Here is a 15,316-nt window from a genome sequence, read left to right as displayed (position 1 = left end):
TCCCCTCATTTTCTTAACTTACGATAATCTAAATCTCCTCGCTCTAATGCGTGCATTAACATTTCAGCACTTGCCATATTCGTTGCAAGTGGAATCGCATATACATCACATAAACGAAGTAATGCATTCACATCCGGTTCATGCGGCTGTGCTGTTAATGGATCGCGGAAGAAAATCACCATATCTAAATCGTTCTTTGCAATCATTGCACCAATTTCTTGATCTCCACCAAGAGGGCCAGATTGATATCTTGTTATAACTAATCCAGTCGCTTCCATAATGCGAAGCCCTGTCGTTCCTGTTGCAAATAATTCATGTTGTTCAAAAATTGGTTTATACGCGTATGCAAACGAAACCATATCATTTTTCTTTTTGTCATGTGCAATTAAGGCAATTTTCATCCGTTGTCTCCCCTTTAGTCGATAATATTTTCTAAACCGTACACAAGATGATCAAGGTTCATTACTGTCTCAATTGATAGTTTTACACCTGACATAAATGATGCACGATTGAATGAATCATGACGAACTGTTAACATTTGTCCATCTCCACCGAACATTACTTCTTGGTGTGCAATAAGCCCTGGCAAACGTACACTATGAATGTGAATACCGTCTACATTTGCACCTCGTGCACCTGCTAGTTGCTCTACTTCATTTGGATGCCCTTGCTGCTTTGATTCACGATTTTGACGAATTAACTCTACCGTTTTTACAGCTGTACCAGATGGTGCGTCTAATTTTTGATCATGATGTAATTCAATTACCTCAACATCTTGGAAATATTTCGCTGCCATTTGTGAGAATTTCATCATAAGAACTGCACCAATTGCAAAGTTTGGAGCAATAATTGTTCCTACTGCTTTTTCTTTTGCATTCTCTGTTAAACGTGCCAATTCTTCTTCTGTAAATCCAGTTGTACCAATAACCGAACGAAGTCCACGCTCAACTGCAAGTGTAACGTGTTGTTTCCCCACTTCTGGTGTTGTTAAATCTAACAACACATCTGCTTCTACTTCATCTAAACAAGTATGTAAATCAGCGTAAATCGGCGCATGTAATGCTGGCATGCCAGGTAAATCAGAAATCTTCTCACCACCATGCTTATAATCCACTGCTGCTACTAAATTAAAATGTTCCGTTCTTTCCATAAGAAGGACTGCTTCATGTCCCATACGTCCTCTTGGTCCGGCGATAATTACTTTAATTTCTTTCATTATTCTTTCTCTCCCTCATCAATACGTGTCCAGCGATCTTTATCACGTGTATTAAATTTATTCATTACAATGTTATGTGCTGTCTCTAAATCAATATTTAAACTATTTGCCATACAAATCATAACAAATAATACATCACCAAGCTCTTCTTCAATACTTCTTTCTTTTTCAGTTGTTTTCTTCGGTTTCTCACCATAATAATGATTTACCTCTCTTGCAAGCTCTCCCATTTCTTCCGTTAAACGAGCCATCATTGCAAGCGGACTGAAATAACCTTCTTTAAACTGACCAATATATGCATCTACTTCTTTCTGCATATCTTTCATCGTTTTTGCTTCCATACTATTCACCTCTAATCCTTCCTCTTTCATGTTAGCCAATTCATCGCGATTTGACAAATATTATTCCCCGCCAAACACCTATTTGCGACCCATTTTTGGATAGACTATAATAAAGTGAAACTTCTTTTGTGATTTTTTTGCAAAAGATTAGTTGAACTAATCGGGTTCCTACGGCTGGTTTGCCTTTCTTCAGAGGTTTATCTCCTACCAGCCGTTGGTACGGGGTAAAGTGAAACTTCTTTTGCGATTTTTGCAAAAGATCAGCCCACACCAATCGGGTTCCTACGGCTGGTTTGCCCCTCTTCTTTGCTTCATCTCCTATCAGCCTTTAGAGCGGGATAAAGTGAAACTTTCTTTTGCACTTTTCACAAAAAATCAGCCCACATCAATCAGGTTCTTACTATTTTCACTAGCAACTAGAAATTACTTATTATTATGTTTTACCGTTTCAGCGGAGCAATGCAATCATTACATAATTAGGGGGATTTCTATATGACATCAAAATTGAAGATGCGAAATATTATTTTTATTTTAATTGGTTCCGCTATATTTTCTTTCGGTATTGTCAATATCAATATTGAAAACCACCTTGCAGAGGGTGGGTTTACTGGTATTACACTATTATTGTATTTTTTATTTAAGTTTGATCCTTCCTACTCAAACTTAATTTTAAATATCCCTATATTTTTTATTGGCTGGAGGTTACTTGGCAGAACGACATTTTTATATACATTAATTGGCACCTTTAGCGTATCTTTATTTCTATGGATTTTCCAGCGTTACGAAGTACTCAACTTACATTTAAACTTGCAAAATGATATGACACTCGCAGCTTTATTCGCCGGGGCATTTATCGGTATCGGCCTTGGAATAATATTTAAATATGGCGGGACTACTGGCGGTGTAGATATTATCGCACGACTAGCGCACAAATATGTTGGCTGGAGTATGGGGAAAACAATGTTTATGTTTGATGCTGTCGTTATCGTCGTCTCTATTCTTACCTATTTATCATACCGTGAGGGCATGTATACGCTAGTTGCTGTTTTTATCGGTGCTAAAGTCATTGATTTTATGCAAGAAGGAGCTTATGCTGCCAAAGGAGCGACTATTATCTCAGAGAAAAACGATGAAATTGCTGCCAAAATTTTATCTGAAATGGAGCGCGGAGCAACCTTTTTAAAAGCTGTTGGATCGTATACAAAAGTGGAACGTAATGTATTGTATTGCGTTGTTGCTAAAAATGAAATCGTGAAATTAAAGAATATCATTACTTCTGTAGATCCTCATGCTTTTGTCGCTGTAAGTGATGTACATGATGTAGTTGGTGAAGGGTTTACGTTAGATGAAAATAAAAACCCTTTACATAATTAAATATAACTAGAAAAGCGCCTTAGCTTTTCTAGTTTTTTATTACAAGTCTTTTAAGCTTCTCAAAATCCTCATGAATAAGCTCCAATAAACTCCGATTATAAAAAATGGAAGCTGGATGAAAAGTCGGAAAAACATGATATTCTTTCTCTGACCATGTAAACTCTGCACTTTGCATATCCTTTAATTTTTGAATGGGCTGTTTTAATAATTGCCCGTGTACATCTGTGATTTTTTTATTTTTTCCTGTTAAACGTTGAAGACCGATATTTCCAAGCGTGACGATAAGCTTCGGATGTATTTTCTCTAATTCATAATCTAACAAAGGCGCATGGGCAACTATTTCTCCCTGATTTGGCGTTCTATTATACTTTTTTTGTATGATTTCACCATTTCGTTCTTTTTTCTCTCGCCATTTATAAGGTCTACTCCGAACAGCGCTCGTAATATATACTTCTTCCCTTGTAACGTGGATACGCTCTAAAAAAACCATTAATTGTTTTCCCGCCCTCCCGCTAAACGGAATCCCATTATGAATTTCTGTTTCACCAGGTGCTTCTCCTAACAACATAAATTTGGGATTTTCAGGACCTTGTCCACTTAAAAAACCTTCTAGTTGATAAGGAGCACTACGCTTTTGCACTTGTTTTACTAAATGGTCTGGATATTTCATTTCCCCCACCACCTTTCCGCATTACTTCTATTATTTCTATTTGCAATACATTATATAATTCAATCCACACAACAAAAAAAGACTATCAAAATTGATAGTCTTTAGTCGTCGCTACGCTGCATACCAGTATACATTAATACGAGACGTAATAATTCAAATACCGCTACAGCTGCAGCTGCTACATATGTTAATGCTGCCGCATTTAATACTTTACGAGCTTGCCCATATTCATCTGTTGATACAATACCTAACGCTTCAATTTGTTGCATTGCGCGCTTTGACGCATCAAACTCAACTGGCAATGTAACGAGCTGGAACACAACACCTGCTGCCATTAAAATGATACCTAATAACAATAGTTTTGACATTGTCGCAAATATACCAATCATAATAAATACCCATGATATATTCGATCCAAAATTAGCCACAGGAACTAACGAATGACGAATACGCATAAAGTTATAATCTTGTGCATCTTGAATTGCGTGTCCTACTTCGTGTGCTGCAACTGCTGTACCAGCAACTGAATGTCCATAATAGTTATCTGTTGATAATCGAACCGTCTTAGCGGTTGGATCATAATGGTCTGATAAATGACCTGGTGTTTCTTCTACAGCTACGTTGTATAATCCATTTTCATCTAAAATTTTTCGAGCCACTTCCGCTCCTGTCATACCTGATGTTGAATAAACTTGTGAATACTTGCTATAGGCACTACGTACTCTTGACTGTGCATACAACGGTATGATCATTATGATCGCGAAGTAAATTAAATAAAACATCATGAACCTCCATTGAAGTTTTAATTATAGTACTTCTCATTCTATTTTCTTCTGCCACTATTGTCAATGAATAAACCTTACAATCCATATCTTTATTTATTGCATTATCTATTTTTAGAATGTACATTACTTTTTCTTTTTTCTCTCTCTCCTTTATACTTTCTCCATCCAACATAAGTTAATGTGAATAAAATAAGTCCCCCAGTAATTGTCATAAACCAAATGAGAGAGGGTGCAATTTCATCTTTTTTTACTGTGTGAAATATCTTTTGCAAATCCCCTTTAATAATCCCTAATTGCATTTGGCCGCCTTTCGTTTTTAACATAACGTTACGAAATTCATCTAAATAAGATAAATGAACATTTACACGCTGGACCTCGTTTTCTGGCAAAGCAATCATTAAGCTTGGATAAATAATATTGAATTCATTTAAAAACGTATTTAACGTTTGTTGAAACTGCCCAGCATCTTCTTTTTCCATCGCTTTTTCCATTTGAGAAAAGGCATCCATTACTTTCCTTTCTCTTTCCATCCAAAGTGGTTGATATTTCGATACTTGTGCATCAACAGCAAGTTGTAATGCCAGCACATTATCAATTTTAGCTTGCTTACCTAAACCTTCTTCAGAGAGCGATTGTTGCGCCTTATCGTAAGCTAAAGAAATAACTCTAACTTGATCTGGTGTTACTTCCTGCTTCTTTTCATTCCCCTTTATTAAAAACTGCTCCGAGAAATGTTGTAATACTTGTACCGCTTTTTCATCTTCATTACGCTTCACTAACTGTAACGAGTCGTCTAACAACCCTGTTAGCTCATTCCACTCTTCAGCATATATACGTAACGGAAACATTATAATTAGAAATGCTATCAATCCAATTAATGTTCTCTTCATCCCGGTCCCCCCTTAACTACTAGTACAAAATATGTTAATTTGGACAAGAATAGAACAGAACTAGACCGAAAAATATATTATCGTTTTACAAAGAAAAAAATTCTCTTTAAGCAGAGAATTTTTTCTGTGACATCCTTTTCTTTTTTACGAGATATCTATATAAGCTGTAACAAAGTATACTCCCACCTAAAATGAATAATAAAATAGCACACGCAGCATGCATAAAGAACTCTTCTGGTAACATTAATATAATTGGATCCTTTTCAGGATCAAAAACCCAATAATCATTACTAAATAAAAGTTTATGGAATAATACAAAACTCTTTTCAAAATTAATAGCAATTGGTAATATAAGCGCTATCGGAAAAATGATTGTTAAAATCGATCCGTGCAGTAAAAACTTTTCATTTTTCTTTTTTAATAAATAAATTCCGCCTATCACTGCAATCATAATTGTCGCATACATCACATATTGAATCTTTACTAAAATATTTTTAACATCTACAAAATGAATACGGCCATTTGTGGACATATCTAATGTGGGCAAATGTAATGCTCCGTCATAAAACGGGGATAAATATGTAATAAGCACATCGTAATTTCTTTTAATTTCATCCTTCGTCATATCCGCTAAATCAGGAATATTTAAAAAATCAATTTCAAAATAATACAACCATTTTCCATATACAACTGCCATTGTTGCGAGTGCAAAAATAGAAAATGCTATGCTATATGAAACAACTAAAGTAATCAATCGATCCAATATTTTTGTACCACTCTTATTTTTCTCCATGTTCTCCCCCTAAATGTTCTAACCATCATAAAGAAAATTGTTTTCTTTGCTCACGTAAGCAACAATAATATGTAATACATAGTACAGCAATACTTAACCAAAACGTAAAATAACCAATTTCCTCTACAAACAAATGCATAATTCCATATCGCGGCATTTGCCAAAATAAATAATCAATTGCATCGTTATGCAACGTCCACACAGCTGCTACTATAAAATGCCATTTTTTTATACGATAGAATGGAGCATATAAAAATCCTTGTATTGCCATCGCGAAGTGCGAAAGCATTAACATGTAGCCCATAAGGCCTATAGGCCCTTTTACGTAAATCATAATCGCGTTTACAACAACAGCCCAAATACCATATTTTATTAAAGTTACAATCGCTAACGCTTCTATTAATCCCCAGTTTCTCTTTGCCAAAAAAGCAATTAAAACAAAGACAAAAAAGAGAGTCGCCATAGGACTATCTGGTACAAACGGCCAAAATATAGGTGACGTTTCTTTCAATTGATTTCCGTACCATATAAATCCATAAATTGTACCTAATAAGTTAACAATTAATAAAAATAATAATACCGAGCGTTGTCTTAACATTGCATACAAGTACACCAATCCGTATGTCCAACACCTTTCAAGCAAAGTAATTCATTCACTAAATCCTACTCTATTATAACAAACTTCATCCAACTAAATAGAAAAGCTGACTACAAATTTTGTAGTCAGCTTTTTTATTATTTTTTATTATACTTTGCAACGAATTCCGAAAGCTTCTTCAGTTCCTCATCCGTACCTTTAAATACACCTTTAGGCATTGAACCTTTTCCCTCTTTCGCAATTTTAGCAATTTCTTCTGGCTTTAAAGTTAAGTTTTGCAGTGCCGGTGCTGCTGCCCCGCCTTGTAAATTGTCACCATGACATGTTAAACAAGTATTTTTTTGCATTAATTTATAGCCATCATCATTTTTATCAACTGGCGCTGTTTTTACAATTGCTCCTTGTTTTTTTGCAGCTTCCCAGTCGTGGTGTGCTACAGATTCCCAAGTTAAAAAGATAATCGATGCAATTGCTAAAAGCATAAATCCAGTTGCCACAGGACGCTTCAATGGACGTCTTTCTGGACCTCGATCAAGAAATGGAGCTAACAGTAATGCTCCAAACGCAATCCCTGGCATAATAAATGCTCCAATTACAGTAAATGAACCGGAAGCATACGAATACTTTAATAACTGATACAAGAATAAGAAATACCAATCTGGAAGTGGTATATATCCAGCATCTGTTGGGTCCGCCATTCTCTCAAGCGGCGACGGATGCGCCACTGTTAAACATAAATAACCGATTAAAAAAACTGCACCAACCATCCATTCTTTTAACAAGAAGTTCGGCCAAAATGCTTCTGTTTTCCCTGGGTATTCAGAATAGTCTTTTGGAATATTTGGTTTCCGAGCTACTGGTACCCGAGAATCTCCTACAAACTTCATCCCTTTGCCGCGATGCATAATCTCCCTCCTTTAGTTCTTTCCCCTTTAATTTAGCAATCTCTTATAGCGGACCGGAAATACCTTGTTTGCGAATCATGATGAAGTGGAAGGCCATTAAACCTAGAAGTGCTGCTGGTAAGAAGAAGACGTGAATAGCAAAGAAGCGAGTTAATGTTTGAGCGCCAACAATTTCGGAATGACCAGCGAGTAATGTTTTAATATAAGGACCAATGAGCGGTGTTTGCTCTGCAATTTGAATCCCTACTTTTGTAGCAAATAAAGCTTTCATATCCCACGGTAATAAATATCCGGTAAAACCAAGACCTAACATAACAAAGAAAATAAGAACACCAACAATCCAGTTTAACTCACGGGGCTTTTTATACGCACCTTGGAAGAAAACTCTGAGTGTATGTAAAAACATCATTACAATTACGAGACTAGCACCCCAGTGGTGCATACCACGAACAATTTGCCCATAAGCAACTTCATTTTGTAAATAGTAAACTGATTCCCAAGCATTTTTAATATCAGGCACATAATACATCGTCAAAAACATTCCAGATAAAATTTGAATTACAGTAACGAAAAAGGTAAGTCCTCCAAAGCAATAGACGAATGCAGAAAAGTGATGTGCCGGGTTTACATGTTCAGGTACTTCATGATCAGCGATATCACGCCATATTGGTGTAATATCTAATCTTTCATCCACCCAATCATAAATTTTATTTAACATCTACTTTGCACCCCCTCTTGGCTTCGCTTTTCCTAGATACAGCGTTCCATCTTTCACTTTAGACTCGTACACATCAAGCGGAGCAAGGGGTGGCGTACCTTTAATGTTAATCCCATCTTTTGTATAACGACCCCCGTGACATGGGCAAAAGAATTGATTCGGATGTGCTTTGTCCGAATTCCAGTTAACTGTACATCCTAAATGTTTACATACTGGAGAGAACGCAACAATGTCTCCGCTTTCATCTTTATGAACCCAAGCTGATTTTGGTTCTTCAGACTTGTACCAACCATCAACCTGCTTCACTTTAAAATCGAAACGCTTCGGCTCTGTTGTAATATCCTTTACTTGCGCAACAGCAACCATATCCGTTCCCGCTTCTTTTCTTAACACCGGATCAAGCGCAAATCGCGTCATCGGCATTAAAATACCGGCAGCCATAAAGCCTCCTACCCCTGTGAGTGTGTAATTTAAAAATTGTCTTCTTGACACGCGATGTTCTTTCTCGCTCACGAAAATTTCCCCCCTCTATCAGAAATTGTCCCCTCGTGATAAATTATATAAAAAATAAAAACTAGGACACTATCATGATATAATACGCTCATGCACAGGTCAATATCATACTACTCATAATAATAAGAACTTTCTGTTTATTATGAGTTTCCCCATTTCTCTTCCAACATCACCATTATATTTTTTATATGTGCATGAATAACTTCTCTTTTTGCTTGATCACTAAATTGTTCTAATGCTAATGAAGGAAACCAAAACAAATCTCCCTGTAACTCTTGCATATCCTCTTTCCATGAAAAATCACTTGTAACATAAGCAATATGCTTAAAACCTTCACTTCGTAAATGATTTGTCCATTCTTGCAAACGACCTTTTTCATTCTTTTGACTTTCTACCAAATACGTAAACGCAGGCAGTAAAAGCACTCTTCCCTTATACTCTCTTTCCAATTCCGTGCTCAACAATTCGATAAATTCACCTTGTTCTACAACCATTTTCATTTCTTTTGCTGCCGAAATTGATAACAGCGGTATTACTCCTGTATCAACATACTCTCTTGCTTGCTCAAACTGTTCCACATCTTTTACAATCCACTTCAAATTCCTTCCCTCCTTCACTTACAAATGACAGAACTTTCACTTTATATATATTAAACCATACTAAAAGAGGTAAAAAAAGAAAAACTACCCAATATAGGTAGTTTTTCTTGATGAAAGTCTGAAATTTGTAAAAATTTATTAATCCAAATAAATTCTATAAAGTTTTTAACTCTGCCGTTAATCTATGAAACGCTTCCTTATCTTGCTTATCTAACGCTTCATCAATTTGTTTCAAAAGGCGTTCTCTCCTAAACGAAAATACACTTTCTTCCAAAAACCTTTCTGCAAGTAAACGATCTTTTTCATTTACTTCAATATGCTTTGGTAGATATGGGTTTTCTTCTAATACAGCTACATAATTCGCATTTTGAAACGATGATTTAAAGTTGAGTTGAATATAAATATCCTCATCTCGATTTAAACGAATATCATGAAACGATTTTTCAGCATCTGTTGTCATAACATTTTGTTTAAAAAAGTGAAACGGTGTGTCTTTCACACAATTCGCTGACATCACTAAGCCACGCGGACAATATTTTGCATGCTCTACGAAGTGGACTTTATGCATCAATTGGTCGTGACTCATTAAATAATTCAGAATCCATACACATTCACGCTGTTTCAGTTGGTAATTATTCAAAAACCATTTTACAAAATCCTTCTTCTCGTTTACAGAAACAGGGGTATTCATAGCAATTAAGTCCCTCCTCTGTCTTTCTCTTTTCTTTTTAGATTCAAGAAGCGGCATTCAGTTTCCTTCCAACTTATGAAAAATCCTCTAAATTATATAACAACTCTTCAATATGAATTTGTGTCGGGTCTAGTTGTAATAACTGGGTAAATACTTCTTTCGCCTCTTTTCGTTTTCCTTCTTCCAATAAGAAATAACCGTACTCTTCTAAGAAGTCTGGATGATTCTTAAAAGAAGTATATGCACTTTCATAGTGTTTTAATGCATCCGAATACATTTCTAATTGTTTTTTTGCATACGCAAGATCCCAAAGTAGTTGTGTATCTGGTTCTCCACTATCAATAGCACGCTCTACAATTGCAATTAACTCTTCGTACTTTTCTTGTTCTTTTAAGATATATGCATATTTTAATGTTGCACCTAAATGCCCTGGATCTAACTCAAGCGCTTTTTGAAGAACTTCCTCTGCTTCTACTATTTTTCCTAATTTCGCCGCAATGTTCGCTAACTCTACATAAAATGGAACTGAAAGCTCATCTACTTTAATTCCTTCATGAAGCGTTTCATAGCTTTCTTGAAGCATTCCTTCTTTTTCATAGCTTTTCGCTAAATACATGTACAGTGATGCGTACTCAGGGTCTAATTCTTTTAGTTCTTGCCAAGCACCAATTGCTCTCTGATATTCTTCACCTTGGTATAATGTGAAGGCATATCCAAATAATGAGTGAATATCTTTTTGTTCCTCTAGGCCTGCTTCATAATAAGAAATCGCTTCTTCCCAGTTTCCGATCGCGCTTAACGTTTCTGCGAGGCGAAGTGCGATCACAACACCACCCATTACTTTATGTTCCGCTAATAGCGATTCATAATAAGTAATTGCCTTTTGTTCTTCACCTTTACTACTATATAATTCTGCTAACCCAAACGTAATAACAGGTTCATCAGGCATCATTTCTTTCGCCTTTAATAGTTTTTGCTCTGCTACATCATCAAAACCTTGCATTTGGAATAAATCTGCAACAAGTAATAACGATTGAACATATAAATCGTCATTTTCTGGAATATCATGAAGCACTTCAATCGCTTCATCTTCTTTATCTAGATCAATATATAATTCTGCTAAAAATACAGTGAATTCACTTTCTTCTGGATACAGTAAACGTAAGTCTTCAGTAATTGCTAATGCCTCATCTGTAAATCCAAGTGTATGATAGTAACGAGCGATATCATACTTCTCTTCATCATTCGCAATTTTTAATTGTTCTTTTAATAATTGTAATCCTTTTTCTGCTTCACCATTTTCAATATATGAAACAGCTTGTTCAAACTTTTGCATAAACGTCTCCTTTAATTCTAAAAAATATTCTTTTCTGTTCATTTATCATAAGCAACTCACTGTTAGAACGCAACCTTTAGAATGAGCATGCTTCTTCTTATACTTCTTCCTACAGAGTAGTTAATTGTTCAAAAGGTTCGGATATGACACCGATACCTTATCATCATCTTCTATTGTACCGCTTTCTTTTATGACCGTGCAAATAACTTCTCTCACTAATTATCAAGCCATACAAACCGTGGTTTACAGAATAACTTAATTAGCAGTCTTCAACCTTTATTTTGAATGCGATAAAAAAGGCTCCTATAATAGGAGCCTTCACAATCTCTTAAGAATATGTTTCTTCTTTCTGTACTTGCTCATTTACAAGCTCTTTCAGTAACTCTATAATTTCATCATTTTCTTCCTTCAAACCGACAGTAATACGAATACCATCATCGATACCAAATGCAGCACCAGAACGAACGATATATCCTTTTTTCATTAATCGTTCGAAAGCTTCATTACCTGGTATACCGAGTTTTAAGAAAATGAAATTTGTTTGAGATGGATAATAGAATACGTTATATTCTTTACAAAATGCATAATACTGATTTAAACCTTCAGCATTCTTTTGCACACAATCTTGTAAAAAAGCTTGATCTTCTAATGCAGCGAGTGCTACAGATTGGGCTACAGTTGATGTATTGAATGGTAACCTAGCTACTTCTAGCTGTCCGATTAACTTCGCATCCCCAATCGCATATCCGATACGAAAAGCAGCTAAACCATATGCTTTTGAAAACGTGCGTAAAACCATAAGATTTTCATACTTTTCAAGAAGTGGTAATGTTTGCGGATAGTCTTCTGCTTCCGCGTATTCATAATATGCTTCGTCCATAATAACGAGAGCCGACTTAGGAACTGATTCTAAAAATGAAAGTAATTTTTGTTTCTCAACATATGTACCTGTTGGATTATTCGGATTACAAATCCATACAATTTTCGTTTTCTCATCTACTTGCTCTAGCATTGCATCTAAATCGTGAATACCATCTTTAAGTGATACTTCACGAACTTCTGCTCCTTCAATAACAGCATGGTGGTGATATTGTGAAAACGTAGGATTCGCCATTACAACGTTTGTTCCTTCATGTAGTAACGCTCGGCTAATCATTTGAATGACTTCATCTAATCCACTACCAAATAGTAGTTGTTCTGCTTTTACACCTAAATGTTCCGCTATTTTTGTCCGAAGTTCAAAGGCATATCCATCTGGATAAAGGGCATATTGGCTCGCTAAAGAAGTTAATGCTTCTGTCACACGTGCTGAGCAACCGAATGGATTTTCGTTGGATGCTAATTTCACAATTTTTGATAAACCATATTCTCGTTTTACTTCTTCAATGTTTTTCCCAGGCACATACGCTCTCAAAGTTAACAATTGCTCTTTCACTCTCATTTTTCTTCCCCCAGTCATTTCATTCAATTTGATTACAATACGGTTATAGCCCCTTACTGTAATCTTTTGTCATAACCGTCACTATTACGAGAATACCTCTAAATGAGCACTTCACAGCACTTCGCTATCATTTTAAACCATATCTTTTTGAAATGCCTCTAACGCAATATGAACAGTCTCATCTGAAATAGATACGACATTCACTACCCCATATTCCTGCATAAGCACCATATGAATTGCTCCTGCATTTGCTTTCTTATCTTGTTTCATCAATTGAACGAGGCGCTCTACATTCAAATCTCCTGGCATTTTTGGATAGCCGTATTTCAAGAACCACTGCTTCATATCTTCATAAGCAAGATCAACCTTGTACACTTGCTCACTTAAAAATATGGCGAATAACATTCCAACCGCTACACCGTCACCGTGAGTAATATTTCCATACCCTAGCTCTTTTTCAAGAGCATGTCCTAACGTATGTCCAAAATTCAAATGAGCACGTACACCCTTCTCTGTTTCATCTTGTGACACAACATTTGCCTTTACAGGAATCGCCTTCGTTAATATATGGATTAACTTCTCATCATGAAGATCCGCTAATGTTTGCACTTCTTCTTTTAACCAATGGTATAGCTCCACATCACCGATAAGAGCATGCTTTATCACCTCTGCATAACCTGAACGCCACTCTTTTTCAGGAAGAGACTGTAAAAACGGTGTATGATATACAACTGCTTCTGGCTGATGGAATGCACCAATCATATTTTTACCTAACGGATGGTTAATCGCTACTTTCCCACCCACTGCGCTATCGTGCGCTAATAAAGTTGTCGGAACCTGCACAAAGCGAATACCACGCATAAACGATGCAGCAACAAAACCAGCTAAATCTCCAATCATTCCGCCTCCAAGTGCAAGAATTAAAGAATTTCTATCTAATTTATTTTCAAGAGCTGACGTATGAGCCGCATAGAAATTTTCGAAAGACTTCTCTTTTTCGCCACTTGGTACAACAAACGAAAACACGTGCTGCTCTACTTGTAATGCATCGATAACTGTCTGTAAATGTAGTGATGCAACAGCTTCATCTGAAATAATCATTACGTTAGATACCGCTGGCTGCATATTTTGAACGATCGTTGTTAAGTTTGACAACACTTCTTTACCAACATGTACATCATATTCTTTTGATTTCGTTTGAATATGTATGTTTCCCATTAAAATCCCCTCGCATATTCATTATGTTTCTCAATATTTTCACGAATTAGTTCCATACGATCTAATCCGAATTGTTCTATTAAAGCTGTCGCTAATTCCCAAGCCACAACCGCTTCTGCAACGACACTAGCTGCTGGCACTGCACAACTATCTGAACGTTCAATGCTCGCTGTAAAAGGCTCTTTCGTATCAATATCTACACTTTGAAGAGGTTTATAAAGTGTAGGTATCGGTTTCATCACACCGCGCACAACAATTGGCATTCCAGTCGTCATACCGCCTTCTAATCCACCTGCATTATTTGTTCTTCGTGTATATCCATGCTCCTCATTCCACAGAATTTCATCATGAACTTCACTTCCTGGTCTATGCGCTGCTTCAAAACCAATTCCAATCTCGACACCTTTAAAAGCATTAATACTCATAATTGCAGCTGCTAATTTCGCATCCAGTTTTCGATCATAATGCACGTAGCTACCTACTCCAATTGGCATCCCTTCCACAATTACTTCAACGATTCCACCAATTGAATCACCATTTGCTTTCGCATCATCAATCGCTTTCATCATTTGGTTACCAGCTTCGTCATCTAAGCAACGTACAGGAGATGCTTCGGTAATACTCTTTAATTCTTCAATTGAACTATACGTAATCTCCTTAGCTTGTACACCGCCAATTTCAATTACATGGCCCGCTACTTTAATACCAAGTTCTGCTAACACCTTTTTAGCAACCGCACCAGCAGCAACACGCACCGTCGTTTCGCGCGCTGACGAACGTTCCAGTACATTCCTCATATCTCTATGACCATATTTAATCGCACCATTTAAATCAGCATGCCCAGGCCTTGGTTTTGTCACTTTCCTTTTCATCTCTTTTTCTTCTTGCTCAGTTAAAGGCTCCGCCCCCATAATTTTTGTCCAGTGTGCAAAATCACGATTTTCAACAACAAGTGCAATAGGAGAACCTAATGTTTCTCCATGTCTAACACCACTTAAAATTTGCACTTGATCCGTTTCAATTTGCATGCGTCTACCGCGCCCATATCCCTTTTGCCTTCTAGCTAACTCTTCGTTTATATCATCTGCTACTAAAGACAATCCTGCCGGAACACCTTCTATAATCGTTGTAAGTTGTGGACCATGAGATTCACCAGCTGTAATATATCGCATACGTTATTCCTCTTTTCGTATATGTATTTATCTCACTATATTAACTTTTATCATTC

At 36.4% G+C, this 15,316-nt stretch carries 18 protein-coding genes; 1 reads left to right on the top strand and 17 read right to left on the bottom strand.

From position 1 onward, the window contains the following. Window positions 1–5 precede the first annotated feature (5 nt). From mgsA to ACTFP3_RS04100, 3 genes are read right to left on the bottom strand one after another with little or no spacing between them, the layout of a single operon-like run. Window positions 6–401, bottom strand: a complete 396-nt coding sequence (mgsA, locus tag ACTFP3_RS04110) for a methylglyoxal synthase (RefSeq protein WP_000684761.1) — start codon at window positions 399–401, stop codon at window positions 6–8. Between the two features lie 14 nt (window positions 402–415). Further along, window positions 416–1,216: a dihydrodipicolinate reductase gene (gene dapB, locus ACTFP3_RS04105; RefSeq protein WP_000658810.1), complete on the bottom strand. Its 801-nt coding sequence runs from the start codon at window positions 1,214–1,216 to the stop codon at window positions 416–418. Next, window positions 1,216–1,557, bottom strand: a complete 342-nt coding sequence (locus ACTFP3_RS04100) for a nucleotide pyrophosphohydrolase (RefSeq protein ID WP_002108639.1) — start codon at window positions 1,555–1,557, stop codon at window positions 1,216–1,218. The genes dapB and ACTFP3_RS04100 overlap by 1 nt, the downstream gene beginning before the upstream one ends. 492 nt (window positions 1,558–2,049) lie before the next feature. On the opposite strand from ACTFP3_RS04100, the gene ACTFP3_RS04095 reads away from it, so the two are divergent. After that, the gene (locus tag ACTFP3_RS04095; protein ID WP_000202121.1) at window positions 2,050–2,931 is read left to right on the top strand and encodes a YitT family protein; all 882 of its coding nucleotides are present in this window, start codon (window positions 2,050–2,052) and stop codon (window positions 2,929–2,931) included. A 28-nt stretch (window positions 2,932–2,959) separates the two neighbouring features. Here ACTFP3_RS04095 and ACTFP3_RS04090 read toward each other — a convergent pair whose 3' ends face one another. The 14 genes from ACTFP3_RS04090 to aroC all read right to left on the bottom strand — a co-directional run bounded on the left by ACTFP3_RS04090 (window position 2,960) and on the right by aroC (window position 15,260). Continuing rightward, entirely contained in the window at window positions 2,960–3,601 is a 642-nt protein-coding gene (locus ACTFP3_RS04090) for a uracil-DNA glycosylase (protein ID WP_000876878.1), read from the bottom strand. Between the two features lie 101 nt (window positions 3,602–3,702). Beyond that, window positions 3,703–4,386 (bottom strand): zinc metallopeptidase, encoded by a 684-nt coding sequence (locus ACTFP3_RS04085; protein WP_011109966.1) that lies wholly within the window; start codon window positions 4,384–4,386, stop codon window positions 3,703–3,705. Between the two features lie 101 nt (window positions 4,387–4,487). Further along, window positions 4,488–5,276, bottom strand: coding sequence for a sporulation protein YpjB (gene ypjB, locus ACTFP3_RS04080; protein ID WP_000831584.1), 789 nt, complete (start codon window positions 5,274–5,276; stop codon window positions 4,488–4,490). Between the two features lie 106 nt (window positions 5,277–5,382). After that, a complete protein-coding gene (gene lit / locus ACTFP3_RS04075) occupies window positions 5,383–6,069 on the bottom strand; it encodes a lipoprotein intramolecular transacylase Lit (protein WP_440009356.1) in 687 nt (228 codons plus the stop codon). 25 nt (window positions 6,070–6,094) lie between these two features. After that, window positions 6,095–6,685, bottom strand: coding sequence for a DUF1405 domain-containing protein (locus ACTFP3_RS04070; protein ID WP_025709269.1), 591 nt, complete (start codon window positions 6,683–6,685; stop codon window positions 6,095–6,097). A 119-nt stretch (window positions 6,686–6,804) separates the two neighbouring features. Then, entirely contained in the window at window positions 6,805–7,572 is a 768-nt protein-coding gene (gene qcrC / locus ACTFP3_RS04065; protein WP_000554603.1) for a menaquinol-cytochrome c reductase cytochrome b/c subunit, read from the bottom strand. 43 nt (window positions 7,573–7,615) lie between these two features. After that, on the bottom strand, window positions 7,616–8,290 hold the full coding sequence (qcrB, locus tag ACTFP3_RS04060; RefSeq protein WP_000932700.1) for a menaquinol-cytochrome c reductase cytochrome b subunit: 675 nt from the start codon (window positions 8,288–8,290) through the stop codon (window positions 7,616–7,618). Next, entirely contained in the window at window positions 8,291–8,803 is a 513-nt protein-coding gene (gene qcrA / locus ACTFP3_RS04055) for a menaquinol-cytochrome c reductase iron-sulfur subunit (RefSeq protein ID WP_001290418.1), read from the bottom strand. A gap of 140 nt (window positions 8,804–8,943) precedes the next feature. Beyond that, complete coding sequence (locus ACTFP3_RS04050) at window positions 8,944–9,402, bottom strand: YpiF family protein (protein ID WP_000871313.1); 459 nt, start codon at window positions 9,400–9,402, stop codon at window positions 8,944–8,946. Window positions 9,403–9,556: 154 nt separating this feature from the next. Then, window positions 9,557–10,093 (bottom strand): ReoY family proteolytic degradation factor, encoded by a 537-nt coding sequence (locus tag ACTFP3_RS04045; RefSeq protein ID WP_001095925.1) that lies wholly within the window; start codon window positions 10,091–10,093, stop codon window positions 9,557–9,559. 73 nt (window positions 10,094–10,166) lie between these two features. Beyond that, entirely contained in the window at window positions 10,167–11,429 is a 1,263-nt protein-coding gene (locus ACTFP3_RS04040) for a tetratricopeptide repeat protein (RefSeq protein WP_001168671.1), read from the bottom strand. 328 nt (window positions 11,430–11,757) lie between these two features. After that, a complete protein-coding gene (gene hisC, locus ACTFP3_RS04035; RefSeq protein ID WP_001264019.1) occupies window positions 11,758–12,870 on the bottom strand; it encodes a histidinol-phosphate transaminase in 1,113 nt (370 codons plus the stop codon). A 132-nt stretch (window positions 12,871–13,002) separates the two neighbouring features. Beyond that, entirely contained in the window at window positions 13,003–14,088 is a 1,086-nt protein-coding gene (gene aroB / locus ACTFP3_RS04030; protein WP_000526819.1) for a 3-dehydroquinate synthase, read from the bottom strand. After that, window positions 14,088–15,260 carry a chorismate synthase gene (gene aroC, locus ACTFP3_RS04025; protein ID WP_001269384.1) on the bottom strand — a complete coding sequence of 391 codons (1,173 nt, stop codon included), beginning with the start codon at window positions 15,258–15,260 and terminating at the stop codon, window positions 14,088–14,090. Before aroC ends, aroB begins: the two co-directional genes overlap by 1 nt. Window positions 15,261–15,316 lie beyond the last annotated feature (56 nt).

The sequence above is a fragment of the Bacillus cereus group sp. MYBK5-2 genome, assembly GCF_051915685.1.
GTDB lineage: Bacteria > Bacillota > Bacilli > Bacillales > Bacillaceae_G > Bacillus_A > Bacillus_A cereus.
This window is presented reverse-complemented; position numbering and strand designations above follow the sequence as displayed.